At 72.3% G+C, this 25993-nt stretch carries 23 protein-coding genes and 1 pseudogene; 7 read left to right on the top strand and 17 right to left on the bottom strand.

Annotation, left to right across the window (positions count from 1 at the left end; all coding sequences use genetic code 11):
• Nucleotides 1-204: 204 nt before the first annotated feature.
• Complete coding sequence (locus OG917_RS09465; protein ID WP_328317114.1) at nucleotides 205-732, bottom strand: winged helix-turn-helix domain-containing protein; 528 nt, start codon at nucleotides 730-732, stop codon at nucleotides 205-207.
• A gap of 459 nt (nucleotides 733-1191) precedes the next feature.
• On the opposite strand from OG917_RS09465, the gene OG917_RS09460 reads away from it, so the two are divergent.
• The gene (locus tag OG917_RS09460) at nucleotides 1192-2103 is read left to right on the top strand and encodes a Gfo/Idh/MocA family protein (protein ID WP_328317113.1); all 912 of its coding nucleotides are present in this window, start codon (nucleotides 1192-1194) and stop codon (nucleotides 2101-2103) included.
• A gap of 70 nt (nucleotides 2104-2173) precedes the next feature.
• On the opposite strand, the gene OG917_RS09455 is transcribed toward OG917_RS09460, so the two are convergent.
• Nucleotides 2174-2533, bottom strand: a complete 360-nt coding sequence (locus OG917_RS09455; protein ID WP_328317112.1) for an ArsC/Spx/MgsR family protein — start codon at nucleotides 2531-2533, stop codon at nucleotides 2174-2176.
• Between the two features lie 128 nt (nucleotides 2534-2661).
• On the opposite strand from OG917_RS09455, the gene OG917_RS09450 reads away from it, so the two are divergent.
• Nucleotides 2662-2919, top strand: coding sequence for a hypothetical protein (locus OG917_RS09450; RefSeq protein ID WP_328317111.1), 258 nt, complete (start codon nucleotides 2662-2664; stop codon nucleotides 2917-2919).
• A gap of 97 nt (nucleotides 2920-3016) precedes the next feature.
• Here the strand turns inward: OG917_RS09450 and OG917_RS09445 are convergent, their stop codons facing one another.
• The 6 genes and pseudogenes from OG917_RS09445 to OG917_RS09420 all read right to left on the bottom strand — a co-directional run bounded on the left by OG917_RS09445 (nucleotide 3017) and on the right by OG917_RS09420 (nucleotide 8783).
• Nucleotides 3017-3835, bottom strand: a complete 819-nt coding sequence (locus tag OG917_RS09445; protein ID WP_328317110.1) for a putative protein N(5)-glutamine methyltransferase — start codon at nucleotides 3833-3835, stop codon at nucleotides 3017-3019.
• Between the two features lie 190 nt (nucleotides 3836-4025).
• On the bottom strand, nucleotides 4026-5393 hold the full coding sequence (locus OG917_RS09440; protein ID WP_328317109.1) for an alpha-amylase: 1368 nt from the start codon (nucleotides 5391-5393) through the stop codon (nucleotides 4026-4028).
• Between the two features lie 243 nt (nucleotides 5394-5636).
• A complete protein-coding gene (locus tag OG917_RS09435; RefSeq protein WP_328317108.1) occupies nucleotides 5637-6446 on the bottom strand; it encodes a (2Fe-2S)-binding protein in 810 nt (269 codons plus the stop codon).
• Between the two features lie 169 nt (nucleotides 6447-6615).
• Entirely contained in the window at nucleotides 6616-7482 is an 867-nt protein-coding gene (locus OG917_RS09430) for an Fpg/Nei family DNA glycosylase (protein ID WP_328317107.1), read from the bottom strand.
• 221 nt (nucleotides 7483-7703) lie between these two features.
• On the bottom strand, nucleotides 7704-8054 hold the full coding sequence (locus OG917_RS09425) for a hypothetical protein (RefSeq protein ID WP_328317106.1): 351 nt from the start codon (nucleotides 8052-8054) through the stop codon (nucleotides 7704-7706).
• 64 nt (nucleotides 8055-8118) lie between these two features.
• Nucleotides 8119-8783 (bottom strand): annotated as a pseudogene (locus OG917_RS09420) (nucleotidyltransferase domain-containing protein).
• A 351-nt stretch (nucleotides 8784-9134) separates the two neighbouring features.
• On the opposite strand from OG917_RS09420, the gene OG917_RS09415 reads away from it, so the two are divergent.
• Entirely contained in the window at nucleotides 9135-11102 is a 1968-nt protein-coding gene (locus OG917_RS09415; protein WP_328317105.1) for an amidase, read from the top strand.
• Between the two features lie 192 nt (nucleotides 11103-11294).
• On the opposite strand, the gene OG917_RS09410 is transcribed toward OG917_RS09415, so the two are convergent.
• Nucleotides 11295-11966: a response regulator transcription factor gene (locus OG917_RS09410; protein ID WP_328317104.1), complete on the bottom strand. Its 672-nt coding sequence runs from the start codon at nucleotides 11964-11966 to the stop codon at nucleotides 11295-11297.
• Nucleotides 11963-13861, bottom strand: a complete 1899-nt coding sequence (locus OG917_RS09405; protein ID WP_328317103.1) for a sensor histidine kinase — start codon at nucleotides 13859-13861, stop codon at nucleotides 11963-11965. Before OG917_RS09405 ends, OG917_RS09410 begins: the two co-directional genes overlap by 4 nt.
• A 212-nt stretch (nucleotides 13862-14073) precedes the next feature.
• Here OG917_RS09405 and OG917_RS09400 point away from each other — a divergent pair, with 212 nt between their 5' ends.
• Entirely contained in the window at nucleotides 14074-15477 is a 1404-nt protein-coding gene (locus OG917_RS09400; RefSeq protein ID WP_328317102.1) for a GntP family permease, read from the top strand.
• A 179-nt stretch (nucleotides 15478-15656) separates the two neighbouring features.
• On the opposite strand, the gene glnA is transcribed toward OG917_RS09400, so the two are convergent.
• Nucleotides 15657-17066: a type I glutamate--ammonia ligase gene (gene glnA / locus OG917_RS09395; protein ID WP_328317101.1), complete on the bottom strand. Its 1410-nt coding sequence runs from the start codon at nucleotides 17064-17066 to the stop codon at nucleotides 15657-15659.
• 209 nt (nucleotides 17067-17275) lie between these two features.
• Between glnA and OG917_RS09390 the strand changes: the two genes are divergently transcribed.
• On the top strand, nucleotides 17276-17743 hold the full coding sequence (locus OG917_RS09390; RefSeq protein WP_328317100.1) for an RDD family protein: 468 nt from the start codon (nucleotides 17276-17278) through the stop codon (nucleotides 17741-17743).
• A gap of 144 nt (nucleotides 17744-17887) precedes the next feature.
• On the opposite strand, the gene OG917_RS09385 is transcribed toward OG917_RS09390, so the two are convergent.
• The 4 genes from OG917_RS09385 to lipB all read right to left on the bottom strand — a co-directional run bounded on the left by OG917_RS09385 (nucleotide 17888) and on the right by lipB (nucleotide 21099).
• Nucleotides 17888-18583: a DUF4191 domain-containing protein gene (locus OG917_RS09385; protein WP_328317099.1), complete on the bottom strand. Its 696-nt coding sequence runs from the start codon at nucleotides 18581-18583 to the stop codon at nucleotides 17888-17890.
• 19 nt (nucleotides 18584-18602) lie between these two features.
• Complete coding sequence (locus OG917_RS09380; RefSeq protein ID WP_328317098.1) at nucleotides 18603-18809, bottom strand: SCO2195 family GlnR-regulated protein; 207 nt, start codon at nucleotides 18807-18809, stop codon at nucleotides 18603-18605.
• Between the two features lie 348 nt (nucleotides 18810-19157).
• Complete coding sequence (gene lipA / locus OG917_RS09375) at nucleotides 19158-20111, bottom strand: lipoyl synthase (RefSeq protein WP_328317097.1); 954 nt, start codon at nucleotides 20109-20111, stop codon at nucleotides 19158-19160.
• A gap of 190 nt (nucleotides 20112-20301) precedes the next feature.
• The gene (gene lipB / locus OG917_RS09370) at nucleotides 20302-21099 is read right to left on the bottom strand and encodes a lipoyl(octanoyl) transferase LipB (RefSeq protein ID WP_328317096.1); all 798 of its coding nucleotides are present in this window, start codon (nucleotides 21097-21099) and stop codon (nucleotides 20302-20304) included.
• A 220-nt stretch (nucleotides 21100-21319) separates the two neighbouring features.
• Here lipB and OG917_RS09365 point away from each other — a divergent pair, with 220 nt between their 5' ends.
• The gene (locus OG917_RS09365; protein ID WP_328317095.1) at nucleotides 21320-22801 is read left to right on the top strand and encodes a regulator; all 1482 of its coding nucleotides are present in this window, start codon (nucleotides 21320-21322) and stop codon (nucleotides 22799-22801) included.
• A 9-nt stretch (nucleotides 22802-22810) separates the two neighbouring features.
• Here OG917_RS09365 and OG917_RS09360 read toward each other — a convergent pair whose 3' ends face one another.
• Together OG917_RS09360 and OG917_RS09355 are read right to left on the bottom strand one after the other, a co-directional pair.
• Entirely contained in the window at nucleotides 22811-24223 is a 1413-nt protein-coding gene (locus OG917_RS09360; protein WP_328317094.1) for an NAD(P)/FAD-dependent oxidoreductase, read from the bottom strand.
• A gap of 273 nt (nucleotides 24224-24496) precedes the next feature.
• Nucleotides 24497-25384 (bottom strand): TIGR01777 family oxidoreductase, encoded by an 888-nt coding sequence (locus OG917_RS09355; RefSeq protein WP_328317093.1) that lies wholly within the window; start codon nucleotides 25382-25384, stop codon nucleotides 24497-24499.
• Between the two features lie 70 nt (nucleotides 25385-25454).
• On the opposite strand from OG917_RS09355, the gene OG917_RS09350 reads away from it, so the two are divergent.
• Nucleotides 25455-25952 (top strand): GNAT family N-acetyltransferase, encoded by a 498-nt coding sequence (locus OG917_RS09350; RefSeq protein ID WP_328317092.1) that lies wholly within the window; start codon nucleotides 25455-25457, stop codon nucleotides 25950-25952.
• Nucleotides 25953-25993: the final 41 nt, after the last annotated feature.

The raw sequence follows: 25993 nt of genomic DNA, 5'->3' as shown, positions 1-25993 counted from the left end.
CAGTCTGGCCGCAACGTGCCGCCCGGTCACGGGGTCCCGCACCCGGGCCCGGGGTGTACCTGGCACCACCCCCGTGCCCGGCACGCACGGGCAGCTCCGGTGCACGCGAGCAGAACGCCCTCCCCGGGCCGTGGGACAGCCGGGGAGGGCGTGGGCGGAAAGGCAGGAACCCGCTGTCGCACACCCGCGGGTGTGCGGGCGGGATCAGGGCGCGTACTTGTACCCGACGCGGCGCACCGTACGGATGGTGTGGCGGTGCTCGGCGCCCAGCTTGCGGCGCAGCCGGGCCACATGGACGTCGACCGTCCGCCCGTCGCCCACATGCCCGTACCCCCACACGGTGGTCACCAACTGGTCGCGGCTGTGCACGCGGTGAGGGTGGGCGACGAGGTGGGCGAGCAGCTCGAACTCCAGATACGTCAGATCCAGCGCCCGTCCGTCCACCGACGCGGTGCGCTGCTCACTGTCGATACGGACCGCGCCGTCGGACGCGGCCGGAGCCGCCGCCTGGGCCGGCTGGTGATCGGCGGGCACGAGCACCAGATAGCCGATCATCGGCGGCTGGCCGGGGACGGTGGGCAGGGTGTGCTGGGGCGCCGGCAGCCAGGTGGCCCCCGGCGGCAGGAAGTCAGCGACCGGGACCACCTCGTCCCGGTCGACGGATCGCAGCCGGTGCCGGGGAGAGGGAAGCGGCGCGGTGGTCGCAGCGGAGAAGGAACGGGTGTCAGCCATGAGTGGTCAGCTCTTTCGCGCGGAGAGGTCGTCGAGGGACGTACGTCGTGCGCGCCGGCCGAAGGCTTCGGAACGGAGGAGGCGTTAGAGGGCCGGCGCCTGTGTCGCACGGCAACACACTCGGTCGAAGTCGTGATGCTGACGGGACGGCCAGAACGGTTCGAGGTCGAAGCGACCGGTCGAGGTGTTCTGATGGCGGGCCATGGGTCCATTGAACCAGATGCGGGGGAGCAGCAGCAGGGCTCCCGGCAAAGGAACGCCCCAGGCGCCCCCGCGGGACACGCGGCGCCGACGGGGACCGGCCGCGATACCGGGGTTGCGGAGGCGCGCGGCGGAGCAGCGCGGAGGCCGCGCCCGCCCTTCCGGGAGGACCCGCCTGCCGTGCCCCGGCCGGGCGCGGCGGGAGCCGAGGCGAGTTCCGCGGTCCCGCGCGTCCGCCGGTGAACCACACTGGCCGGTATGACGAAGCCATCTGGATCGAGAACGCGCATCGGCCTGCTCGGCACCGGCCCCTGGGCGCAGTCCACCCACGCCCCGGCGCTCGCCGCCCACCCGGAGACCGAGTTCAGCGGGGTCTGGGGCAGGCGGCCGGCGGCGGCGGGCGCGCTCGCCGCCGAACACGGGACGACCGCGTACGACGACGTGGACGCTCTCTTCGCGGCCAGCGACGCGGTCGCGGTGGCCCTCCCGCCGGACGTCCAGGCCCCCCTCGCGGCCCGCGCGGCGGCGGCCGGGTGCCATCTGCTGCTCGACAAGCCGGTGGCCACGACGGTCGGCGGCGCACGTGAGGTCGTCGCGGCGGCGGAGCGCTCCGGCGTCGCCTCCGTGGTCTTCTGCACGCTGCGTTTCACCCCCGGGGTGGCGGAGTGGATCGCCGGACAGGCAGCGGTGGAGGGCTGGTTCACCGGCCGCGCCGAGTGGCTCGGAGCGCTCTTCTCCCCCGGAGCGGACAGCCCGTTCGCCGCGTCCCCGTGGCGCAGGGAGAAGGGCGGCCTCTGGGACGTGGGCCCGCACGCGCTCTCCGTCCTGCTGCCGGTGCTCGGGGACGCCACGCAGGTCACCGCGGCCGGCGGCGCGCAGGACACCGTCCACCTCGCGCTGCGCCACGCCTCGGGAGCTTCCAGTTCGGCGACGCTCAGCCTGAGCGCCCCGGGCCCGGCGGCGGGCGCGACCGTCGAATTCCGCGGTACGCAGGGGGTGGCGGTGCTGCCGGAAGGCCGGGGCGGCGGCGCGCAGGTGCCGTTCGCCGCGGCGGTCGACGCGCTGCTGGCTGCCGTACGCACCGGCGAACCGCATCCGTGCGACGCGCGGTTCGGGCTGCGGATGACGGAGATCCTGGCCGAGGCGGAGGGTCAGCTGTCCCGGAAGTGACCGGAGTCCGCCGGGCCGCGGCGCCGCCGGGCGGGCGCGGATCCGCAAGCGGGCGCGGAGGACCGGCGGTTCACCGCCCGATGGCGTTCCGTACCGCTTCCTCCGTGCGCGCCACCACCGCTGTGCCGTCGTCCGCCGTGATGATCGGCCGCTGGATCAGCTTCGGATGCCCGGCCAGCGCCGCGGTCCAGCGCTCCCGCGCTTCCGCGTCGCGGGGCCAGTCCTTCAGCCCGAGCGCCTTCGCCTCCGGCTCCTGGGTCCGGGTGATGTCCCACGGTTCGAGTCCCAGCCGGCCGAGCACCGCCCGGATCTCGTCCTCGTCCGGCACGTCCTCCAGATATCTGCGGACGGTGTACGAGGCACCCTCCGCGTCCAGCAGGTCCACCGCGCCGCGACACTTCGAGCAGGCGGGATTGATCCAGATCTCCATGGCCCCAAGGTACGGGAGAGACCGTCGGAACCCCCGCCGGCCAGGGGCTTCTGTCAGTGCCCGGCAGTAGAATAAGGGTAGTTCGTGAGGGGCCGCGAGGGCCCTTCACCAGCGCCTGGAGGTCGCCGATGGCCGTAGCCGCGTTCCCGATGGAGTCCCTGGTCAAGCAGCCGCTGCCCGCAGGAAAGCCACGTGACTGGTACGTCTCGCACAACCGCAGGCTGAAGGCGATGCGCCTGGCCATCGCCCTGCTCGACACCGGTGTCCACCGTCCGGAGCAGGCACCGGACGGGAAGATACGCTCCACGGCCGCTCTCGCGGGTATCCACCCGCCGTCCGACACCACCTGCCGGATGGTCCGCTTCCTGATCCACTACGGGCGCTGAGGGGCCCCGCCCCGCCGGCTGTTCCACCAGCAACCCGGCGCACGGGGAACGGGGTTCGGGTCTCGGGCCCCGGACCCCGGACCCCGTGTGCCGGGCATCAAGCGGCCGGACGTGTACCGATGACCACCGTGGCGTACCGCTCCGCGCAGTCGGCCACGCGCGCCGACAACCCGTCCCGGGTGACCGTCCGTACCGCTGTGGGCGCCTGCCGTTCGCTGGTCTCGAACAGCAGATGCCCGCCGGGCGCGAGCCAGGGGAGCGCCGCCGCGGTCACCCGGCGCAGTACGTCCAGGCCGTCCGCACCGCCGTCGAGCGCGACACGTGCCTCGTGCATCCGTGCCTCGGCGGGCAGCAGCCCGATCTCCTCCGTGGGCACGTACGGCACGTTGGCCAGCAGGATGTCGACGCGCCCGCGCAGCGACCGCGGCAGCGGAGCGTAGAGATCGCCCTCGTACACCCGGCCGCCGGCCCCGGCGACGTTCCGGCGGGCACAGCGCACCGCGGCGGGGTCGACGTCGGCGGCGTGCAGTTCCGCCCCGGGCAGCGCGGAGGCGAGCGCGGCGCCCAGGGCGCCCGATCCGCAGCAGAGATCGACCACGACGGCCGCCGGATGGGCGAGGGCGAGGGCCTGCTCGACGAGGAACTCGGTGCGCCGGCGGGGTACGAACACACCGGGGTCCACGGCGATCCGCAGGCCGCAGAACCGGGCCCAGCCCAGCACGTGTTCGAGGGGCAGGCCCTTGACGCGCAGGTCGGCCATGGCGGCCAGCTCCGCGGAGTCACGGGCGGTGGAGACCAGCAGCTCCGCCTCGTCCTCCGCGAAGACACAGCCCGCGGCCCGGAGCCGGTCGACGACAGCGGGCAGCGAAGGCGACAGGGAAGGGCGAGGGGATGAAGATGACAGGGGGACCGGCATGTGAGCCTTTCGGGATACCTGCGGGGCTCCCTCGGTCACCTGTGTCAGATGAACCGCACGGCCGTGCGGGGGAGCACCCGTCCTGCTGCAGCGGTAATGGGGCTCACCTCCTCGGTACGGTCCACGGGCGTGGGGAGGGCAACAGTACATGAGCAGGCCGCCGGCTCCCCAGCCCCTGGCTGCCCGCGGTCTACGACGTGGCGGCGGTGTCCAGGGCGAGTACGCCCTTGGCGGGGACCGTCGCGCTGACCTTGCCGTCGTCGCCGACCGTCACGGTGTTGCCCGCGCAGTCGCCCGGGGAGGCCTTGGCGACATTGCAGTACGTGCCGCCCGGCAGGGACGTGGTGAACGTCTGCTGGAGATCGCCGTCCCCGTTGTTGAGGGCGACGAAGCCCTTGGCCCCGCGTCCGAAGGCGAGCGCGCTGCCCTGTGACCACCAGTCGGTCACCGCCGCGTCGCCGACCGCGTTGTGGAACCCGACCATCCCGGTGACCTCGGGGTCCGCGTGCATGTTGGTCCACCCGTCGCTGCCGCTGGGCGGGCCCGCGTCCTTGTCGGACCACTCGTAGCCGGAGAAGACATTGGGCGAGCCGTAGGGGTGCGCCAGCATGAAGGCCTCGGCCAGCTTGTAGGTGGCACCGTCCTTGTAGCTCAGCGTCGAACCGTTGCGCTCGGTGTCCCAGTCGTCGACGAATGTGGTGGCCTGGTCACCGGCCAGCTTCCCGTCCGCGACGTTCTGCAGGCCGCCCAGGTCACCGCCCTGGAAGGCGCTCTTGAGATGGGTCCCGTAGCGGAACTCGTCGACGTCACCGAGGCCCGTGTACTCGGAGGGCTGTACCGCCTCGCCGTTGCCGTAGATGACCTCGGAGACCCAGAACCCGGGATCCGCCATCTTGTTCTTGATGCCCTGCATGTCGGCGGCGGCCATGTGCTTCGCCGCGTCGATGCGGAATCCGTCGACGCCCATCTCGCGCAGGCCGGTCAGATAGGCGGCGATGGTGGACTGTACGTAGTCGCTGCCCGTGTCGAGGTCGGCCAGACCGACCAGTTCGCAGGTCTGCACGTTCTCGCGGTTGGTGTAGTCGCTGATGTCCTGGCGGCAGCTGTGGAAGTCCGGGTCGCTGTAGGTACCCGGGTAGTTGTACTTGCTGTACTGCGTGCCGCCGGTCCCGGTGCCCGATCCGGCCGACATGTGGTTGATGACCGCGTCGGCGATCACCTTGACGCCGGCCGCGTGACACGCGCTCACCATGGACCGGAACGCGCCGGCGTCGCCGAGGCGCCCGGCGATGCGGTAGCTCACGGGCTGGTACGAGGTCCACCACTGGGGCCCGGCGATGTGCTCGGTCGCGGGGGACACCTCGACGTACCCGTATCCGGCCGGGCCGAGCGAGTCCGTGCAGATCTTGCCGACATCCGTGTACGGGCGCTCGAAGAGGGTGGCGGTGACGGTCCGGTCGCCGGGAGGCGCGGCCTGCGCCTGCCAGGGGGTGAGGGCGAGCAGACCACCGGCGGCCATGACCCCGGCCATGGACACACCGAGCAGACGGTTGCGCATCGTTGCGGCTCCTTCGTCGTACGGGCAGTGCGGTGTCCCGGGGCGGCCGGTTGCGGGCGACCGCCATGGGGGGAGACGCAGAGGAGCCTGCCGCTAAGGCATGAGCACTTCAAGTGTTTACGCAAAACTTTCCTGCAAGTTACAGAAATAACTTGCCGAACAGGCCCTCCGGGGACGGCAGTTCGGCAACCGGTCACCGGTGGTGGCCGGTGGGCGGTTGCCGGTGTCCGTGCCGGGCAGCCCTTAGGGACCGGGGCGGTCCCGGCGTGGGTGCCGCAGCACGCAGTCCCCGCAGAGGCTGCCGCCCGGGGCCCGGTAGTAGAGACAGCAGCTGTTGCGGAGAAAGGCGAAGCCGAGCCCCTCCTCGACGATGAAGTCGCCGCTGTCCGCCAGGGGTTCGCCCGCCAGCACGCCGGCTGCCAGCGCGGTGGCCCGTGTCTCGGTGCCCGGCCGCCGGCCGTTCAGCACGCGCACCGCGCCGACCAGCGCGGACGCCGCGTTCCCGCGGAGGGTGTGCGGCGAGACCCCGAACCGGGCGCGCAGGGCCGCGTGCAGCGGGTACAGGTGCGGGAGGGCCACGGACGCCCGTACGGCCGCGGCCTCGTGGCCGGGCTGCGGTTGACCCGGCGCGAGTTCCGGTACGGGCAGCCACAGTTCGAGCGGCCCGTCGCCGGTGAGACGCACCCGGGTCCGCTCCGGCGCCAGGTCCGGCAGGCAGCCGGAGAGTACGGCCGCGCCGACGGCGACCGACCAGAGGCGTGAGACGAGGGCCAGGTGAAGGGTGGAAGCGGCCACCCGGAGCTGGTCGGTGCCCATCCGCCGGGCGTACGTCCCCACATAGGCGCCGAGCAGGCCGCCCGTCCCGGCAGCGCCCGTACCGTACGCACCCACCCCGACCGGATCCGCCGCGTCCGCTCCTGTCGCGTCCGGATCCGTCCCGTACAGGTCCGACAGGGGCCTGAACCCCTCCGGGTCCGGCCTCCCGCCGTGCCGCACGGTGAAGTACGGCCCTACGGAGTCCAGTTGGGACAGGACGGCGGAGATGTCGGTCACGGGTGCACCAGAGGGTTCGACGGCTCGGGTTCGAGCGCTGCGGACCCGCCAGCCTAGAGGCGCGCCGGCCCCCTCGCCCACTGAGGCCCCCTCGCCCACCGAGGACCCCTCCGCCCGCCGGGGGCCGGTGCCGGGTCAGGACCGGGCCCGCGGGCTCCCTGCGCCCCGCCTACTTCAGCAGTCGCGACATCCGGCGGTCCGCCAGGATCTTCCCACCGGTCTGGCAGGTGGGGCAGTACTGCATCGAGGAGTCGCTGTAGGAGACCTCCCGGACGGTGTCCCCGCAGACGGGGCACGGCTCGCCCGTGCGCCCGTGCACGCGCAGCCCGCTCTTCTTCTCTGTCTTGAGGCTGCGCAGGGCCAGCCCCCGGGAGCGTTCGACCGCCTCTCCGAGCGTGGTCCCGATCGCCGTGTACAACACGGCCACCTCCTCGTCGGTGAGCTTGGCGGCCGGCCGGAACGGCGACATCCGGGCGGCGTGCAGGATCTCGTCCGAGTAGGCGTTGCCGATCCCGGCGATGACGCTCTGGTCGCGCAGGACGCCTTTGATCTGCCGCCGCTCGCCCTCCAGCATCCCCGTGAAGGCCGCCAGGGTGAACGCGCCCGCGAGGGGGTCGGGCCCCAGGCGCGCGATGCCGGGCACCTCCAGCGGATCCCGGACGACGTGGATCGCGAGCCGTTTCTGGGTCCCCGCCTCGGTGACGTCGAAACCGGCGCCCGCCGGCTCCGTCAGCCGGACCCGGAGCGAGAGTGGCCCCTTGCCGGGGCGGGGCGGCGCGTCCGGGAGGTGCTCGCTCCAGCGGACCCAGCCGGCCCTGGCGAGGTGCATGACCAGATGCACCCCGCCGATCCGGAGATCGAGGAACTTGCCGTGCCGGGTCACCCCGTCGAAGGCCTGTCCTTCGAGTGCGGTCAGGGGCGGGTCGTACGTCTTGAGCGCGTGGACGGCCACCGGGTGGACACGGTCGACGGAACGGCCGGCGATGTGCTCGTCCAGAAATTGTGCGAGGGACTCGACCTCCGGCAATTCAGGCATAACGCCATTCTGCCCCGGGTCGCGGCGACCGCACCGCCGGCCGCGCCCCGGATTCCGGGACACCGGCGCCCGGCGGCCCCCGGCGCCTCCGAAGGCAGGGGGGAGCGCGCCCCCGGCCTCCGGGCGGCCGCAGCCCGCCGCGCTTCCGCGGCGGGGACGATGGCGTCCGGGGCAGAGGCGGGCGGGGCGGCCCTACCGCCGAACGGTGTGGGCCCAGCCCCTCACAGCCACCTCTGCGCCGCCTCGACGCTGTCGCCCCCGCTGGTGTTGAACGCGATGGCGGCCTGCGGCGCGTGCTGCCGGATCAGATTGACCACCTGCTCGAACAGCGTGAGCAACGGCTCGGGCTTGCGGATCCCGCCCCCGACGACCACGACGTCCCACGCGCGGCCGGCCAGTGCCGTGACCGTCGTGGGTCCGGCGGACTCGTCGAGCGCGATCAGCGTCATGGACGCGTCGACGCCGAGTTCACCGAAGCGGGCCAGCTCGCCGTCGAGGGCGGCGCGGATGCCGTCCGCGTCGAGACCGGGGACGGCGTGCGGATCAATACCGAGAACAAGTACGGAAGACACCGGTGCAGCCTACGGCGGTGCGCCGGGGGCGGAACCCCGGGCCCCGGGCCGGCGGCGCAAAGTGTCACAGCGCCGCCAGCCAGGGGTGTCCCGGACACACCCGGGCCAGCAGGCCGGCCAGCCGGGCCCGCCCGTCGGCGGACAGCAGGGGCAGGGTCGCGGTGAAGTCCTGGTGGTCCTTGGCCCGGGTATGCGCGGCTTTGAAGAGAAGCACCAACTCCGGTGCCAGGAAGGGGATTCCGTCTCGGGTCCGGTGGATGACCGCGGTGTACGGAAGCCGGATCCCCGGATCGCGGCGGCAGATCCAGACGTCTCCCTCGTGCGGCTCGCGGAAGACATCCAGTACGTACGCCCCGGACGCCCGGTCGCGCAGCCAGGTCTGATGGGTCACAGCGAGCACCTCGGCCGGGCCCCTTCCCAGATCCGGCCCGACCCCACCGCGTCGAACGTGAACCCGGCCCCGGCGGCGGACTGTGCCCCGGGGCCACTGGTCAGGGCGGCACGGATCTCGGGGAACCGGGCCGCCGGGACCGCGATCTCGATGTCGTCGTGCTCCCGGCTCTGCTCACCCCGGAACAGATCCAGCGCCCAGCCCGCGGCGACGTACCAGGGCGCGGTGACACCGGCGAGCCGGGAGGCCAAGTCCCGGGGGTTCCAGCACTCCGCCCACCGTGCGTCGATCTCGCCGGGTGACGCCACGACACCACCGGCCGGAAGCTGTTCGGTCATGGCGCCAGCCTGTCGGCGGTGGAACCACGGGCTATCGGCGGTGGAACCGCGGCCGGGACGGCTCCTCCTGCCGTGCGGAGCCTCTCCCAGGAGCCGTATCGGCAGCTGCGGTGAATCTTTGCCCACGGAACGGCTCCGGTTCTTCACCCCGTCAGGGGAAGCTGACAAACTGACAGATCAGATGGCGCCGGAACACCGGGGGCCGTCTCCGGCACAAGGAGACCCCGGCCTCTCGGTATGCGCGAGCGGAACCCGAGCGCCACACTCCCCACCATCCCCGGTGTCCGCGAGGCGAGTCGACAGCCGTATCGCCGGCGGGACTCCGGGGCAGTTGCACGGAAGGAAACACCCTTGCACAAGCGAAAAGGGAAGCGTTGGCTGCCTGCGGCCGTCCTCGGCGGCGCTCTGGCCGCAGGATCCCTCGCTTTCCTGCCTGCCATCGCCCAGGCGGGAAACGAGGACGACGCCAAGCAGCCGACCGCACAGGCCGACTTCACCGCGGCTGCTGCGGAGTTCAAGGTTCCGGTCTCGGTCCTCCAGGGCGTGGCGCACGAGGAGTCCGGCTGGCAGCAGCACACCGGTTACAGCAGTACCGGTGGCTGGGGCCTGATGAACCTCACCGACGTGACGCGGGAGATGGTCGCGGGTGGTTCGGCGGGGGCCTCGGGCCGCTCCGACCTCACCTCGTTCACCGACCACCCCGAACTGCACACCCTGCGGGCCGCCGCGAAGCTGACCGGGGTTCCGGCCGGACAGCTCCAGCACAACCGCAGGGACAACATCCGGGGCGGGGCCGCCCTCCTCGCCTCGTACCAGAAGCAGCTCACCGGCGGCACGTCCGACGACCCGTCGCAGTGGACCGCGGCGATCGCCAAGTACAGCCGGATGGCCGACCGCAAGGCAGCCACCTCGTACGTACACGACGTGTTCGCCACCATCGAGTCGGGCGGACACGACTCCGGGGAGGCGAAGGGATCCAAGGCGGCCACGGTCGCCAAGGCGCCCACCGGGTCCGGTGCGGTCACCATGCGGGCCGTGCCGTCGGCGAAGCCGGTACCCGGCCAGCTGAGCAGGCTCAAGCTGAAGGACGCCTCCTCGCCGCAGGCCGAGTGCCCGGCTTCGATGGACTGTCGGTTCGTCGCCGCTGCCCCGTCCAACGCCCAGGTGTCCAACCGCCCTGCCAACGGCATAAAGATCACCCAGATCATCATCCACACCACGGAGGGGTCGTACGACGACGCGATCAAGACCTTCCAGACCGCGGGTGGCGCCTCGGCGCAGTACGTGATGCGTTCGTCGGACGGCGCGGTCACCCAGATGGTGGCCGACAAGGACGTCGCCTTCGGTGACGGCAACTACGACAGCAACCTCCACGCGGTCCAGATCGAGCACGAGGGATTCTCCGCGCACGGCGCCGACTGGTACACGACGGCGGCCTACGAGCAGACGGCCCAGCTCGTGCGCTACCTCGCCGCCCGGTACGACATCCCGCTGGACCGTCAGCACATCCTCGGCCACGACAACGTGCCGGGGCCTTCGGACAGCACCCTGGCGGGCATGCACTGGGACCCGGCCGACGGCTGGGACTGGACGCGCTTCATGGGGCTGCTCGGCGCCCCGTTCGACCTCGGCCCGCGCGGCGTCGGACCCGTCGGGACCGCGGTGACGATCACCCCCGGGTTCGGCGACAACCAGCAGACGTACACCATCTGCCCCGGTGACGACCCTTCGGGCGCCGTCACCGCCTGCACTCCGGTGACCTCGCCCTCGAACGCCCTGTTCGTACGCAGCGCACCGAGCGACGACGCCCCCCTCGTCCTCGACCCGGTCGTCCACCCGGACCCCGCGGCCAAGGGCGGCACCGACAGCGTCACGGACTGGAGCGACACGGTCCAGGCCGGACAGCGGTTCGTCGTGGCCGGGCAGCAGGGTGACTGGACGGCGATCTGGTACGACGGCCAGAAGGGCTGGATCCACAACCCTGACGGCAGCAACACCTCGCCCGCCCCGGACGCACGGATCGTCAGCCCGGCCGGCACGTCCGCCGCACCGGTGTACGGCACGGCCTACCCGGACGCGGCCGAGTACCCGTCCGGGCTGTCCCCGTCGAAGCAGGCCCCGCTGACGGCGGAGAACTACTCGATCCCGGACGGCCAGGCCTACGTCGCCGACCAGCCGCCGGTCCTGAGCCAGGACTTCTTCCCCACCGGGGGGCAGGTGGTCACCGGAGCCAAGCGGTACTACACCATCCAGTTCAACCACCGGTACATCCTGGTCGATTCGGCCGACGTCACAGAGACCCGGTCGGCGCGCCACTGACGGCACCGGCCACCCGGCATGGGGTACGGGCGTGGCTCCCGGGGTCCGACACCCCCGGGGGACACGCCCGTTCGGCGTCCGGTGCCGGGAAGCACCCGCCCGGCGCCGGGAACATCCGGGCGGCGAGCCTGCGCGGGACGCTGCCCCGCGCAGGCCGGATCCCCTCGCGGAGAAGGCCGGCCGGCGGCCCGCTCAGGGAATCCGGTACTCCTGCTCGGGCCGCCCGGTCGCCCCGTAGCGCAGCTTCATCCTCAGCAGGCCGCTGGTGACCAGCCCGGCGAGATAGCGCTGCGCGGTGGCGCGCGAGACGCCGATGAGGGAACCGACCTCGCCCGCCGACAGCGGGGACGCCGAACTCCGTACGGCCGAGAGCACCGCCTCGCCCGTCACCGTGCGGGCCGCGGGGCGGCGGGCAGCGCGGTTCACCGGCGGGCTCCGCAGCGCCGCGTACGCACTCTCCACCGCGCCCTGGTCGACGATCTCCGCACCGGTCAGCTGCCGGAATCGGGCATAGCCGCGCAGCTTCTCGGCCAGCAGCTCCGGCGTGAACGGCTTGACCAGATACGCCAGCGCTCCCGCCGACACCGCCCGCCGTACCATCGGCCCCTCGGCGGCAGCGCTCAGCACGAAGGCATCGCACTCAAGGCCGCGCAGCAGACCGATCCCGGAACCGTCGGGCAGATAGAGGTCGATCAGGGCCAGGTCGACGGAGGCCCCGCCGGCTGCCTGGAGCGCTGCCGCGGCGGTGTTCGCCGTGGCGACGGTCCGGAACCCGGACACCGCGTCCACCAGCGACGCGTGGATCCCCGCGACCCGGAAGTCGTCGTCGACGACCAGGACGGAAAGCGGTTCGCACGCGGTCATCGGCCCACCCCGTCCCCATGCTCGTAGATCTCTGTGTCCTCGTCCGCATCCGGGGCCGCGGGCCCGGCCGTTCCGGTCCCGCCGGCCCCCGGCCCGGTCACCGCGGACTCCATGACGCCCGGCAGCCGGGCCACGAAGACGGCGCCGCCGGAGACCCGCTCCTGCCCGGCACCCTCCTCCCCGGCACCCCGCCGCTGTCCTGGGGCCTGCGCCGGAGCCGGCACCCGTGCCGTGTCCCCGGCCGTGTCCGGCGGGCCGCCGGGCTCGGCCAGCCGGACGTCGCCGCCCCTGGCCCGCGCGATCTGCCGGGCCAGCGCAAGACCGATGCCCCGGCCGCCGACGGCCGACGCGTGGCCCTTCGTCGACATGCCCTCACGGAACACCTCGTCGGCCGGTCCCGGCGGAACGCCGTCCCCGGTGTCGGCGACGGTGATGAGGAGGGTGGCGCCCTCGGCCATCAGCTCGACCTCCACGCGGGAGGGGGTGCGGGCCCCGTGCCGGGCGGCGTCGATCGCGTTGTCGACGAGGTTGCCGAACACCGTGGTGACGTCGACCGGCGCCGTCACGGTCCCGTCGGCCCAGGTCGCCCCGCCGATCACCAGGGTCACCCCGCTCTCCCGCGCCTGGGCCGCCTTCGCGGACAGGAAGGCGCGTACGGAGGGGTCACGGACCGCGTCGATACCGGGCAGGGCCTCGCCGAGCGGTCCCGTGCCGAGCAGCGTGCCGATGTACTCCGTGGTCTCCGCGAGATGACCGGCGTGGGCCAGCGCGGAGACCACATGCAGCCGGTTGGCGAACTCATGGCGCTGGGCGCGCAGCGCCGAGCCCATCGCCTGGACCGCGTCGAGCTGCCGGGTCAGCGACTCGACGTCGGTGCGGTCCTGCACCGTCATCAGCGTGCCGAGATCCTGCCCCTCGCGTGCGACCCGCCGAGCCGAGAGCACCAGTACGCGCTCGCCGACCGCTGCCATGACCGGACTGCCGGCCGGCGTACGGATCGTCTCCAGCACACGGGGCGTCAGCCCCAGCGAGCCGACCGGCCGCCCGGCACGGGCCGGGACCGCCAGCAGCCGGCGCGCCTCGTCGTTGACCACGGTGACCGTCCCCTCGTTGTCGACGGCGATGACACCTTCGCCGATGCCGTGCAGAACGGCCTCCTGCTCCTGCACCAGTCCGGCCAGCTCCTCCGGCTCCAGGCCGAGCGTCAGCCGCTTCCAGCGACGGGCCAGCAGCGCGGAGGCGCCGATACCGAGGAGCAGCGCGACGACCAGCCACCCGAATCCGCCAAGCAGCACGCGGATCAGCTGCGCCCGTACGTCGGAAACAGCGACACCGGCGTTGGCCTCACCGACGACCCGGTCCGATCCGGGTGCGTAGACGGGGACCTTCGCGACCACCTCGTCGCCGAGATGCGCGTGGTCCCGGGCCAGCACCTCGTGCCCGGCGAGCGCGCTGCTCGGGTCGGTGCTCACCATCCGCCCCAGCTGGGACCGCTCCGGGTGTGCCAGCCTGATGCCCCGGTTGTCGGTGACCACCACGAACAGCGAACCCGTCCTGGTCCGGGCGGCCTCGGCCGCCGTCTGCACCGGCCCGGCGGCGAGCGTCGCGCGCGGCGTGTCCGCGGCCCCGCCGCCGGGCGCGGTGCCGGCCGCCGAGTACTGCGCCGCGCCGCGCCGGACAGCGGGCTGGGCGGCGACCGTACGGGCCACCGCGAGCGCCCGGAGCTGGTACTCGTGTTCGAGGCGGTGCTCGTTGGTGAAAGCGAACGCACCGAACGCGGCGGCCAGCGTCACCGCGACGACCGCGCACTGCAGCAGCAGTACCTGGGTCCGCAGGCGCAGCCGCCCCCGGAGGCGTGCGGAGGGCCGCCGGGCCGGCGGTTCGAAGAATCTCACCCCGTCGACGGTAACCGCGCGACGCCGGTGCACAGAACGCACACAACGCGCGGATCAGGGGTTACGCGGGTTGTGCGCAGAACCTGGAGAGCGGTGGCAGGTGCCGGATAGCTTCCGCCCGGGACACAACGAGCCGCACCAGGAGTTCTCTTGCTGAAGATACCCCGCCCCGGGCCACGGGCCCGTTCGCGTCGCACCCGCGGGAGCCGGCTGTGACGGGGCACACCTGGACGCTGCTGATCATCCTGGCGGCGGCCATCGCCGTGCTGATCCTCCTGATCAACTCACGGTTGCGCTTCCACCCCTTCGTGGCGCTGATGACCGTGTCGATCGGTGTCGCGCTGGCCGCGGGCCAGCCCGTCGAGAAGATCCCCGAGTCCCTGGAGTCGGGCGCCGGAGGCATCCTCGGCAACGTCGGTGTGACGCTGGCCTTCGGTGCGATGCTGGGCAGGCTGCTGTCGGGGTCGGGCGCCACGGACAGGATCGCCCGGCTGATCGTCGACCGGTCGGGGGAACGCTCCCTGCCCTGGTACATGGCGGGCGCCGCCTTCATCATCGGCATCCCGATGTTCTTCGAGATCGGGCTGATCGTGCTGCTTCCGCTGATCTTCAGCGTGGCCCGGCGCCTCCAGGACACCCACCAGGTCAAGGGTTCGCCGTACGTCTTCCTCGCCACCCCGGCGATCGCCGCGCTCTCGACCCTGCACGGCATGGTGGCACCGCATCCCGGCCCGCTGGTCGCGGTGGAGGGGCTGCACGCGAACCTGGGCATCACCATTGTGGTGGGGCTGATCTGCGCGATCCCGACGATCATCATCGCCGGACCGGTGTACGGCCGGTGGATCGCGCCGCGCCTCGACGTACACCCCGACCCCGAGCTGGTCGCGAAGTTCGCCGGGCCCGGGAGGACGGACGGTACCGGCGCCACCGGCTCCCCGGTCCCCGGCAACAAGGTCCGCACCGGATGGGCCCTGACGGCCGTGCTCGTCCCGGTGGTGCTGATGCTGCTGCGCACCCTCGCGGAGCTGGTCTGCGACGAGTCGAGCCCGGTGCGGCACGTGCTGACCTTCACCGGCGAGCCGGTGATCGCCATGCTCGCGGGCTTCGTCTTCGCACTGTTCGCACTCGGCTACCGCAGTGACATGACCCCCGACGCGATCCGGTCGTCCCTGACGGACAGCCTCAAGGCGGTGGCCGGCATCCTGCTCATCATCGCGGGCGGCGGGGCGTTCAACCAGGTGCTGGAGGACTCGGGCATCGGCAAGGCCGTCGAGTCAGCGGCGTCGGGGATGCACATGAACGTCCTGGTGCTGGGCTGGCTGCTGGCCCTGCTGCTGTCGTTCTCGACGGGCTCGGCCACCGTGGGAATCGTCGCGGCGACGGGCATCCTGGCCCCCCTGGCGGCGTCGGGCAGCAGCCTGCACACCGCGCTGCTGGTCGTCGCCATCGGAGCGGGCTCGATCGGCCTCAACTACGTGAACCACGCGGGATTCTGGCTGGTCAAGGAGTCCTTCGGGATGACACTGGGCCAGGCCACGAAGTCCCATACGGCGATCCAGACGATCGTGAGCGTCTGCGGGCTGCTGATGGCGCTGCTGATCTCGGTCGTGGCGTGAGGACGATCCCGTACATCGCGTGAACGCGCGCCGTACGGCGCAGCCGCCCGCCCCACCGCCCGCCGTACGCGGACACACCGCAACGACCGAGGGCCGCCGCCCAGAGACTGGGCGGCGGCCCTTTCGCGGTACGGACACCGGTCACCGGGGCTTACGCCCACGCCGGCCGGCCGCACACTCTAGAGGTCGAAGTACAGCTCGAACTCGTGCGGGTGCGGGCGCAGCTGGATCGGTGCGATCTCCTGCGTGCGCTTGTAGTCGACCCACGTCTCGATCAGGTCGGACGTGAAGACCCCGCCGGCCTGGAGGTACTCGTTGTCCGCCTCCAGCGCGTCGAGGACCGCCGGGAGCGAGGTCGGGACCTGGGCGACACCCGCGTGCTCCTCGGGGGCCAGCTCGTAGAGGTCCTTGTCGATCGGCTCGGCCGGCTCGATCTTGTTCTTGACGCCGTCCAGGCCGGCCATCAGCAGCGCCGAGAAGGCCAGGTACGGGTTGGACGACGGGTCGGGCGCACGGAACTCGACGCGCTTGGCCTTCGGGTTCGAGCCGGTGATCGGGATCCGCATCGCGGCCGAGCGGTTGCGCTGCGAGTAGACCAGGTTGACCGGGGCCTCGAAGCCGGGGACCAGGCGGTGGTAGGAGTTCACCGTCGGGTTGGTGAAGGCCAGCAGCGACGGGGCGTGCTTCAGGATGCCGCCGATGTAGTAGCGGGCCATGTCCGAGAGGCCCGCGTAGCCCTGCTCGTCGTAGAAGAGCGGCGATCCGCCGGTCCACAGCGACTGGTGGACGTGCATGCCCGAGCCGTTGTCGCCGAAGATCGGCTTCGGCATGAAGGTCGCGGTCTTGTTGTTGCGCCAGGCGACGTTCTTCACGATGTACTTGAAGAGCATCAGGTCGTCGGCCGCGGCGAGCAGCGTGTTGAACTTGTAGTTGATCTCGGCCTGGCCGGCGGTGCCGACCTCGTGGTGCTGGCGCTCGACCTGGAGGCCGTTCTTGTCCAGCTCCAGGGAGATCTCGGCACGCAGGTCGGCGAAGTGGTCGACCGGCGGGGCCGGGAAGTAACCGCCCTTGTAACGGACCTTGTAGCCGCGGTTGTTCTCCTCCGAACCGGTGTTCCAGGCGCCGGCCTCGGAGTCGATGTGGTAGAAGCTCTCGTTCGCCGACGTCTGGAAGCGGACGCTGTCGAAGACGTAGAACTCGGCCTCGGGGCCGAAGTACGCGGTGTCGGCGATACCGGTCGACGTGAGGTACGCCTCGGCCTTCTTCGCCACGTTCCGCGGGTCACGGCTGTACTGCTCGCCGGTGATCGGGTCGTGGATGAAGAAGTTGATGTTGACGGTCTTGTCGCGGCGGAAGGGGTCGACACGGGCGGTCGACAGGTCCGCGCGGAGCGCCATGTCGGACTCGTGGATGGCCTGGAAGCCGCGGATCGACGAGCCGTCGAACGCCAGCTCCTCGGTCGGGTCGAAGACCGCCGCCGGGATCGTGAAGTGCTGCATCACGCCGGGCAGGTCACAGAACCGGACATCGATGAACTTGACGTCTTCGTCGGCGATGAACTTCTTCACGTCGTCGGCGTTCTGGAACATCCAACTCCTCCTACTCCCGACCCGGGAGGGGCGGGGTTGTGGCTCGTTGTGGGGCCAGTGCGGTGGCACACGCTGGACCCGACCATAGGGACAGCGGATTTCTCAAGCATGACCCATTTGTTTCGCTGAAGTTAACCGGGCCGGGTGCGCGACCGGTGCGGCGACCCCCGAGCGTACGGATGAGAAGGGGGCCGCAGTACCGTGGACGGGTGGACAACAGGCAAGCAGTCGGATCGTGGCTCTCCGGGCCTGGCGAGGCCGCGAAAGAGATGGGTGCCGACTTCGGCTACCGGGGCAAGCGGCTCGGGCTGCCGGAGGAAGGGCCTGGCGCCATCGCGCCACTGGGCCGCAGGTTCGGGGCCGTTTTCATCGACTGGGCACTCTGCATGCTTATCGCATACGGGCTCATCTCGCGCGGCGGACAGCAGTCGGCGGGCAACTGGGCCCTGCTCGTGTTCTTCGTGCTGAGCCTGCTCACCGTCTCGACGGTCGGATTCACCCCGGGCAAACGCCTGCTCGGGCTGCGGGTCGTCGCCGAGGGCGGCGGGCGCCTCGGCGCCGGCCGGGTCTTCGTACGCAGTCTGCTGCTCTGCGTGGCCATCCCGGCGCTGATCTGGGACCGGGACGGCCGCGGCCTCCACGACCGGCTGGCCCGCGCCGTACAGGTACGGATCTGACGCACGGCCCCCGCCGCGGGCGCGACCGCACGCAGCGGCAGGCAGAAGCGGAGCAGACGAAAACGGACGAGCAGCGGACCGGGACGGAAGACGAAGCGGCCCGGACCTGGTGAGGTCCGGGCCGCAGGTGGCATCTGGCGTGGTTCAGCGCGTCTTTCCGCCGCGTGGGGCACGCGCGCTCTTCGGCATGGGGCCCTTCGGGAGCGGCATGTTCGACATCAGGTCGCCCATCGCGCGCAGCCGGTCGTTGGCCGCGGTCACCTGGGCGCCGGTCAGGACACGCGGCAGCTTCAGCAGGGTGGTGCGCACCTTCTTCAGCGGCACCTGGCCCTCGCCGTCGCCCACGATGATGTCGTGCACGGGCACGTCCACCACGATGCGCGCCATCTTCCTCTTCTCGGCGGCCAGCAGGGACTTCACCCGGTTCGGGTTGCCCTCGGCCACCAGGACCACGCCGGCCTTGCCGACCGCGCGGTGCACGACGTCCTGGCTGCGGTTCATCGCGATGGCCGGGGTCGTGGTCCAGCCGCGGCCCACGTTCTCCAGTACCGCCGCCGCGGCGCCGGGCTTTCCTTCCATCTGCCCGAAGGCCGCTCGCTCGGCGCGGCGTCCGAAGACGATCGCCATCGCGAGGAAGGCCAGCAGGAGACCCAGGATGCCCAGGTAGATGGGGTGACCGATCAAGAAGCCGACACCGAGGAGGACGCCGAAGACGACGATCCCCAGGCCACCGACGACAAGACCGACCTTGGGATCGGCCTTGCGGGTCATCTTGTAGGTCAGGGCGATCTGCTTGAGCCGCCCGGGATTCTCAGAGTCTGCGTTTGCCTTCCTCGCCATGGCCAGAAGTTTACGCGGACTAAGAAGTGCGGGCCGCCACGGCCTCCAGTACGTGCTCTGCGTCGACCCGGTCCTTGGCCCGGCGGCGGTCCTCCAGGACCGATGTCCAGGCATTGCGGCGGGCGGTGCGCTGGCCATTGCTCAGCAGCAGGGACTCGACCGCACGGAGTGCTCCGGTGACGGTCGGGAGGGCGGTGGCGCGTACGGAGTGGGTCGCGGCCTGCATGGTGGGGTCCCCTCGGGGCGGCAGCGGATACACGGCGGATACGACGAGCGGTACGGCGAGTGGTGCGGGCGCGTTACGCGGAGCGGTACTGACGGCGTGCGCGGACCGGCGGGCGAAACGGTTCTTCCGGGACCGCGCGCAGGACCGGGGTCCGGTCCTGCGGGGCGGTGCGTAGTTCCAGAGTCACTGATTGTTGTTACCAAGGCATGTCCGGGCGGTCAAACGCCCATGAAGGCCAGGTGCTCTCCGTGGAACGGCCGACGCGGCCCGCACACGCCCCCGACCAGCGAGGACAGTACGAGCCGCGTCTCGCGGCGACTACCGCACAGTAGTGGCTTGTGCTCAGATTCACACGGCGGCGGCGCCGCGCCGGTCCATCGCCTGGCGGAAGAGGCGGCCCGCGCGGTACGACGAGCGGACCAGCGGACCCGACATCACGCCGGAGTAGCCGATCTCCTCGGCCTCCTGCTGGAGCTCCACGAACTCGGCCGGCTTCACCCACCGCTCGACCGGGTGGTGGCGCGGGGACGGGCGCAGGTACTGCGTGATGGTGATGAGCTCGCAGCCGGCGTCGTACAGGTCCTGGAGCGCCTGGCTGATCTCCTCGCGCTCCTCGCCCATGCCCAGGATGAGGTTCGACTTGGTGACCAGACCGGCCTCGCGGGCCTTCGTGATGACTTCCAGGGAGCGCTCGTAGCGGAAGCCCGGACGGATCCGCTTGAAGATGCGCGGCACCGTCTCCACGTTGTGCGCGAGGACCTCGGGGCGGGACGAGAAGACCTCGGCCAGCTGCTCGGGGACCGCGTTGAAGTCGGGGATCAGCAGCTCGACCTTGGTGCGGCCCTCGGCCCGCTCGGCCGTCATCGCGTGGATCCGGCGGACGGTCTCGGCGTACAGCCAGGCGCCGCCGTCCTCCAGGTCGTCGCGGGCGACGCCGGTGATGGTCGCGTAGTTGAGGTCCATCGTGACGACGGACTCGCCCACCCGGCGCGGCTCGTCCAGGTCAAGCGCGGCCGGCTTGCCGGTGTCGATCTGGCAGAAGTCGCAGCGGCGCGTGCACTGGTCGCCGCCGATGAGGAAGGTGGCCTCGCGGTCCTCCCAGCATTCGTAGATGTTGGGACAGCCCGCTTCCTGGCAGACCGTGTGCAGCCCTTCGGATTTCACCAGGGCCTGCATCTTGGTGTACTCGGGGCCCATCTTCGCGCGAGTCTTGATCCACTCGGGCTTGCGCTCGATGGGGGTCTGGCTGTTCCGGACCTCCAGACGCAACATCTTGCGCCCGTCGGGTGCGACAGCTGACACGTCCGGCTCCCTACAACTTCGATTCTTCGGCGAACACCAGGGTACGCCCGTCATATGTATGGCTTGTCTTCCGGCCAACCCGCGGCCGCTGAGGCGCATTCCCCCGAACGGCCCGGATCGCTGCCGTTCCGGCCGGGGACGGACCGGCCGGAACAGCGTCACGCGGGGGCGGCCCGGCCGCCCGCCCGCGTCACGCGGAGGCACCCTCGACCGTACGCGGCGCCAGTGCCGCGTTCTCCAGGACCTCCCGCAGATGTTTCTCCACGACGGGCAGCACCTCGGCGATCGTGACCTCGCGGCCCAGTTCGTACGAGAGCGATGTCACCCCGGCGTCCCGGATTCCGCACGGCACGATGCGGTCGAACCAGGTGGTGTCCGGATTGCAGTTCAGTGCGAAGCCGTGCATGGTCACGCCCTTCGCCACCCGGATGCCCATGGCGGCGATCTTCCGGTCCTCGCGGCGCTGTCCTGCGTTGGACGGCGCGTACTCGGGCCCGTTCATCCGCGGATCGAACTCCTCGTCCTGCAGACGCGGATCCAGGTCGAGCGAGAGGCCGCCGGGCGACGGGCGCCGGTCCACCGGGTCGCCCAGCACCCAGACCCCGGCGCGGCCCTCGACCCGGCTGGTCTCGACGCCGAAATCGGCGCACACCCTGATCAGCGCCTCCTCCAGCCGGCGCAGATGCGCGATCACGTCCACCGGGCGCGGCAGCTTCTGGATCGGGTAGCCGATCAGCTGGCCGTAACCGTGCCAGGTGATCTTGCCGCCGCGGTCCACGTCCACCACCGGCGTCCCGTCGAGCGGGCGCTCACTGTCCGCCGTGCGCCGCCCCGCCGTGTAGACGGGCGGGTGCTCAAGGAGCAGCACGGTGTCCGGCGTCTCGTCGGCGAACCGGGCCGCATGCACCTCACGCTGCTTCTGCCAGGCCTCCTGGTACTCGACGGCTTCGTCGCCGAATCCCAGACGGACAAACCGCAGCTCGCTCACGGCAGCTCCTCATCGCGTACGGACAGCACGCCTCGGAGGGCGCCACCCAGCAACTGTACGACCGACTCGAACGGCACCTCTGGGCGGGCAGAAACGACACCTCCTCACACGATCGGATGAATCCGGGGCGAAGGTGGCGGAACGAGCGGTGAGGCCCGCTAAATTCGCGCCGTTCCATGAGGGCTGCTCCCGGCCCGGAAGGCAGGAGACCGCACAGCTGATGACGGAACGAACCCCGCAGCGCACGTCCAACCGCCAGCTCGCCGCGCTCATCGGAGAGGCAGGCTTCTCCAACGCGGGACTGGCCAGAAGAGTCGACCAGCTCGGCCTTGAGCACGGTCTCGACCTGCGGTACGACAAGACGTCGGTGACGCGCTGGCTGCGCGGCCAGCAGCCGCGCGGCACGACGCCCGCGCTGATCGCCGAGGTCTTCACCAGACGTCTCGGGCGCAGGCTCTCCGCTCAGGACCTGGGACTCGACGCCTGTGCGCCGGTCTACGCGGGGCTGGAATTCGCGGGTACGCCGGAGGAGGCCGTCGACATCGTCAGCGGCCTCTGGCGCAAGGACTCCGGCAGCCACGCGGAGCTGCGCAAGATCGCCTTCACCCCGGCCGGGCTCGTCGTGCCGAGCCGGGACTGGCTGATCGGCCGCCCCGACGACTGGGGCGCGCCCGGTTCGGCCGGTGGAGTGAGGCAGGGGCAGGGCGGCCGGGCCGAGCCGCCCCGCTCCGGTGTCCGGATCCCTTCGCAGCCGCGTCCGGCGGTGCCGCGCCAGCGGCAGACCGACCGGGCGACCGGGCAGCGGGTGGGCGCCGGGGACATCGCGGCGCTGCGCTCGGTGGGCGAGCTGTTCCGCACCCTCGACCACGCGTACGGCGGGGGTCACGCCCGGCAGGCCCTGGTGCGCTATCTGGAGCACGAGGCGGAGCCCATGCTCCGGGGGTCGTACGGCGAGACGACCGGCCGCCGGCTCTTCGCGGCCGCCGCGGACCTCACCAGGCTGGCGGGCTGGACCTCGTACGACATCGCCGCCCACGGCCTCGCCCAGCGCTACTTCGTCCAGGCCCTGCGGCTCTCGCAGGCCGCCGGGGACCGGGCGTACGGCTCGTACGTGCTGGTCACCATGAGCCGCCAGGCCGTCTATCTCGGCCACGGCCGGGAGGCCGTCCAGCTGGCGCGCGTGGCCCAGCAGGGCATCGGGACCTCGGCGCCGCCGGTCGTCCAGACCCTGCTGCACGCCGTCGAGGCCCGCGGGCACGCGGTGCTCGGCGAGGTGCGGGCCTGCACGGCCTCCCTCGCACGGGCCGAGCGGACCATGGAGGCGGTGCGCCCCGGCGACGAAGCACCGTACTGGGCGCGGTTCTTCGACGAGGCCCAGCTGGCGGACGAGTTCTGCCACTGCCACCGGGATCTCCAGCAGTACCGGCCCGCCGCGCAGTACGCGGAGCGCTCGCTGCAGCTGCGGGCTCCCGCCTTCGCGCGCTCCCGGCTCTTCTGCCGGGTGGTGCTCGCCACCGCGCGGCTGGGGCTCGGTGAGCTGGACCAGGCGTGCGCCCTGGGCGCCGAGGCGGCGCAGCAGGCCGGGGAGATGCGGTCGGTGCGGGCCGTCGAGTACGTGCGCGAGTTCGAGCGGCGGCTGGAGCCCTACCGGGACGCGGCCGCGGTACGGGGGTACCGGGACCGCGTCGCGGCGATGGGCTGAGACCGGGCGTCAGGCGGCGAGCGGGAATCCGTCCACCGCGATGTCCGGCTTGATGCCGAAGTCCCGCATGACCGCCTGCGCGGCGCGGCGGCCGGATACGAGTGCGCCCTGGGCCGTGCTGGTGTCGCGGTGGTCGCCGCACACGTACAGCCCGGCCAGCAGCCGTACCGGGCGGCGCACATCGTGCGGCGCCGGCATCGCCGGTACCGCGTCGGGTGAGTGGTGGACGGCGAGGAGCTCCCAGTCGTCCGTGGGCGTCCCGAGGAGGGCGGCCAGCTGCCTGCGGGCCGCACGGTCCAGCCCGGCCCCCGGGGCGCCGAGCACCGTCGATGAGACCAGCGCACGGCCGGCCGGTGCCCGTGAGGGATCGACGGCGCTCATGACCGCGGTGTGCGAGACGGGGCCCGACCGGTCGGCGTCCAGCACCAGGGCCGCCCCGGTGCGCGGAGCCACGGGGGCGGCGTGGTGAAGGACCGTCACCGGGTGGAAGTCCGGGACGCGCAGCCCGGGCAGCAGCCCGGCCGCCGAGCGGGCGTCGGTCGCGACGATGAGCGCGCGGCAGCTCAGGGTGCCCAGCTCCGCTGTGGTGACGGAGGTGATGGAGGCGGCGGTGACGGACACCCCGGTGGACACCGTGCCCGGCGGCAGGGTCGCCGCCAGCCGCTCGGGCAGTACGGATGCGCCGCCCGCCGGCACGCACAGCCGTCCGCGGGCGAACCCCCGCAGGGCGAGATCCGCGACGCGGCTCGACGTCGTCAGGCCGGGGTCGCTCAACAGCGCGGCCAGCAGGGGCCTGAGGAAGCCCGCCGCGGCGCGCGGGGACAGTCCGTACGAGCGGAGCGCGTCCCGTGCGCACTGTTCGGGGCGGGCCAGCAGCCGCTCCACCGGAGTGGCCGAGAGCCGGGCCAGCGCCGCCCCCAGCCTGGCCCGGTCGAGAGCGCCGCTCACGAACGCGCCGTTCGTCAGCCCGCTGCCCGCGGGGCCGCCGCCGGGCGCTCCACCGCCGCTTGAGGGCCCGCCGCCCGTGAGCCCTCCGACGAGGGGGGCGCGCGAGGCGCTTCGCAGGGCGCGCGCTGCACTGAGTGCGCCCCGCGTGCTCCCGCCCCGGGCGCCACCGGCCCCGCCCGTCCGGTGCAGACGGCCTCCGCTGTGCACGAGGGCGCCCGGCGAGAACAGCCTGAGGTCCGTCTCGCCGAGGCACGGGGCGCGGAGCAGTTCCGGGTACGAGGTGTTGAGCAGCCCTCCGGCGCGGTCCAGGCGGAAGCCGCCGGTGAGGTCGGTGGACATACGGCCGCCCGGCGCGGGGGCGGCCTCCAGGACGCTGACGGACACACCGGCACTGGTCAGCCGGTGAGCGGCTGACAGGCCGGCGAGTCCGGCTCCGACGATGATCACGTCGGCATGGTGTGCGGTACTGAGCACGTGCCCCTCCCCGAGGTCGGTGCGGCCGCGGTCCTTCCGTGCAGGGCTGGTTCCCCGACGGGCCGCGGAAATGCCCTGGTTCGGGTCGAGAGTAGGGAGAGGGCGGGCACGGGTCAGGCGCGCGGCGCCGGGGCACGGGGGCGCGGGGTCGCACGGGCGCCGCCCGGGACGCCGCCCGGGACGCCGCCCGGGACGCCGCCCGTCATCGCCCGGCGGACGCCGTTCTGGCGCCGACGGCTCCGGCGGGTGCGGCCCCGCGTGGGCCGGAGCCGGTCACCTGGCCGCTCCGATCGCCTCGTCGATCCCCGGGAAGGCGAAGGTGAAGCCCGATTCCAGGAGCTTCTTCGGCAGTACCCGCTGGCTCCCCAGGACATCCCCCGCGAACTCGCCCAGCGCGACCCGCAGCGCGGGCGCCGGGGCCGTGAACAGCGTCGGGCGGTGCAGGACCCGGCCCATGGCCGCCGTGACCTCGCGGTTGGTGACCGGCCCGGGGCCGGTCAGGTTCACCGGGCCGGAGAGGGAATCGGTGTCCAGGATGTGGCGCAGCGCGGCGACATGGTCGTGCAGCGCGATGAAGCTCCAGTACTGGCTGCCGTCGCCCATCCGGCCGCCGAGTCCCGCCTTGAACAGCGGGAAGAGCCTGCCCCAGGCCCCGCCCTCCTTGGCCACCACCAGCCCGGTACGGGCGAACACCGTCCGGATGCCCGCCTCTTCGGCCGCGCGGGCCGCTTCCTCCCATTCGACACAGAGCGAGGCGAGGAAGCCCTCGCCGGGAGGCGCGCTCTCGTCCACCGCACGGTCGCCCGTGTCGCCGTAGTAGCCGAGCGCGCTGCCGGCCAGGAACACGCCCGGCGGTACGTCGAGCGAGGCGACGGCCTCCGCGAGGGTGGCGGTGCCCAGCACCCGGCTGTCCCTGAGCTCCTTCTTGTACGCGTCGGTCCAGCGGTGGTCGCCGATCCCCGCCCCGGCCAGGTTGACCACCGCGTCGCAGCCGGCCAGGCCCGCGGTGTCCACGTACTCCCGGCCCGGGTCCCACTCGACCTCGTCGGCGGCCACGGCGGTACGGCGGACCAGCCGCACCACCTCGTGTCCATCGGTGCGCAGGGAGCGGCCCAGCGCCGTACCGATCAGTCCTGATGCTCCGGCAATCGCGATACGCATGGGCCCATCCTCACGCACCCCGGCGGATATGCGCAGCGTCCCCGCCCGGGGCCGTGGCAGAGTGGTCCGCATGCCCGACCCGAACATACGCAGCGCCGTACGCGACGACGGCGGGACGCTCGGCGCGCTCGACCGGGCGGCCTGGTCCACGCTGCACGAGGTGGTACCGGCGCCGGTGCCGCCGTACCGGCCGTTCTTCAACGAGAGCCACCCTCCGGACGCCTGCCTGGTCGCCGAACTGGCGGGAGCCGTCGTGGGCTACATCCGGCTGGTGCGGCCCACGCCGCTCACCAGCAACGCCCATGTCCGCCAGATCCAGGGCCTGGTCGTCGCCGCGACAGCGCGCCGCCACGGGGTGGGCCGGGCGCTGCTGGAGGCCGCGTGCGCCGAGGCCGGGCGCCAGGGCGCCACCCGTATCACCCTGCGGGTGCTCGGCCACAACGCTGCGGCCCGCGCGCTCTACACCGCCGGGGGATTCGCCGTGGAGGGCGTGCTGCCGGGCGAGTTCCGCCTGGCGGGCCGGTACGTCGACGACGTGCTGATGGGCCGCTCCCTCACCGCGTACTGACGGGACACCGCGCACTGACGGGACACCGCGTACTGACGGGA

Source organism: Streptomyces sp. NBC_00388 (genome assembly GCF_036061255.1).
In the GTDB taxonomy this organism is placed as follows: domain Bacteria; phylum Actinomycetota; class Actinomycetes; order Streptomycetales; family Streptomycetaceae; genus Streptomyces.
The sequence above is the reverse complement of the archived record's forward strand: the minus strand, read 5'-3'. Positions and strand labels throughout refer to the sequence as shown.

Coding starts and splice junctions, on each gene's coding strand:
- OG917_RS09440 (WP_328317109.1), bottom strand. CDS start 5,393: ATGCGCAACCGTCTGCTCGGTGTGTCCATGGCCGGGGTCATGGCCGCC.
- OG917_RS09380 (WP_328317098.1), bottom strand. CDS start 18,809: ATGCAGGCCGCGACCCACTCCGTACGCGCCACCGCCCTCCCGACCGTC.
- OG917_RS09465 (WP_328317114.1), bottom strand. CDS start 732: ATGGCTGACACCCGTTCCTTCTCCGCTGCGACCACCGCGCCGCTTCCC.
- OG917_RS09455 (WP_328317112.1), bottom strand. CDS start 2,533: ATGGAGATCTGGATCAATCCCGCCTGCTCGAAGTGTCGCGGCGCGGTG.
- OG917_RS09445 (WP_328317110.1), bottom strand. CDS start 3,835: ATGCCGGTCCCCCTGTCATCTTCATCCCCTCGCCCTTCCCTGTCGCCT.
- OG917_RS09365 (WP_328317095.1), top strand. CDS start 21,320: ATGACGGAACGAACCCCGCAGCGCACGTCCAACCGCCAGCTCGCCGCG.
- OG917_RS09410 (WP_328317104.1), bottom strand. CDS start 11,966: ATGACCGCGTGCGAACCGCTTTCCGTCCTGGTCGTCGACGACGACTTC.
- glnA (WP_328317101.1), bottom strand. CDS start 17,066: ATGTTCCAGAACGCCGACGACGTGAAGAAGTTCATCGCCGACGAAGAC.
- OG917_RS09385 (WP_328317099.1), bottom strand. CDS start 18,583: ATGGCGAGGAAGGCAAACGCAGACTCTGAGAATCCCGGGCGGCTCAAG.
- OG917_RS09350 (WP_328317092.1), top strand. CDS start 25,455: ATGCCCGACCCGAACATACGCAGCGCCGTACGCGACGACGGCGGGACG.
- OG917_RS09460 (WP_328317113.1), top strand. CDS start 1,192: ATGACGAAGCCATCTGGATCGAGAACGCGCATCGGCCTGCTCGGCACC.
- OG917_RS09430 (WP_328317107.1), bottom strand. CDS start 7,482: ATGCCTGAATTGCCGGAGGTCGAGTCCCTCGCACAATTTCTGGACGAG.
- OG917_RS09355 (WP_328317093.1), bottom strand. CDS start 25,384: ATGCGTATCGCGATTGCCGGAGCATCAGGACTGATCGGTACGGCGCTG.
- OG917_RS09450 (WP_328317111.1), top strand. CDS start 2,662: ATGGCCGTAGCCGCGTTCCCGATGGAGTCCCTGGTCAAGCAGCCGCTG.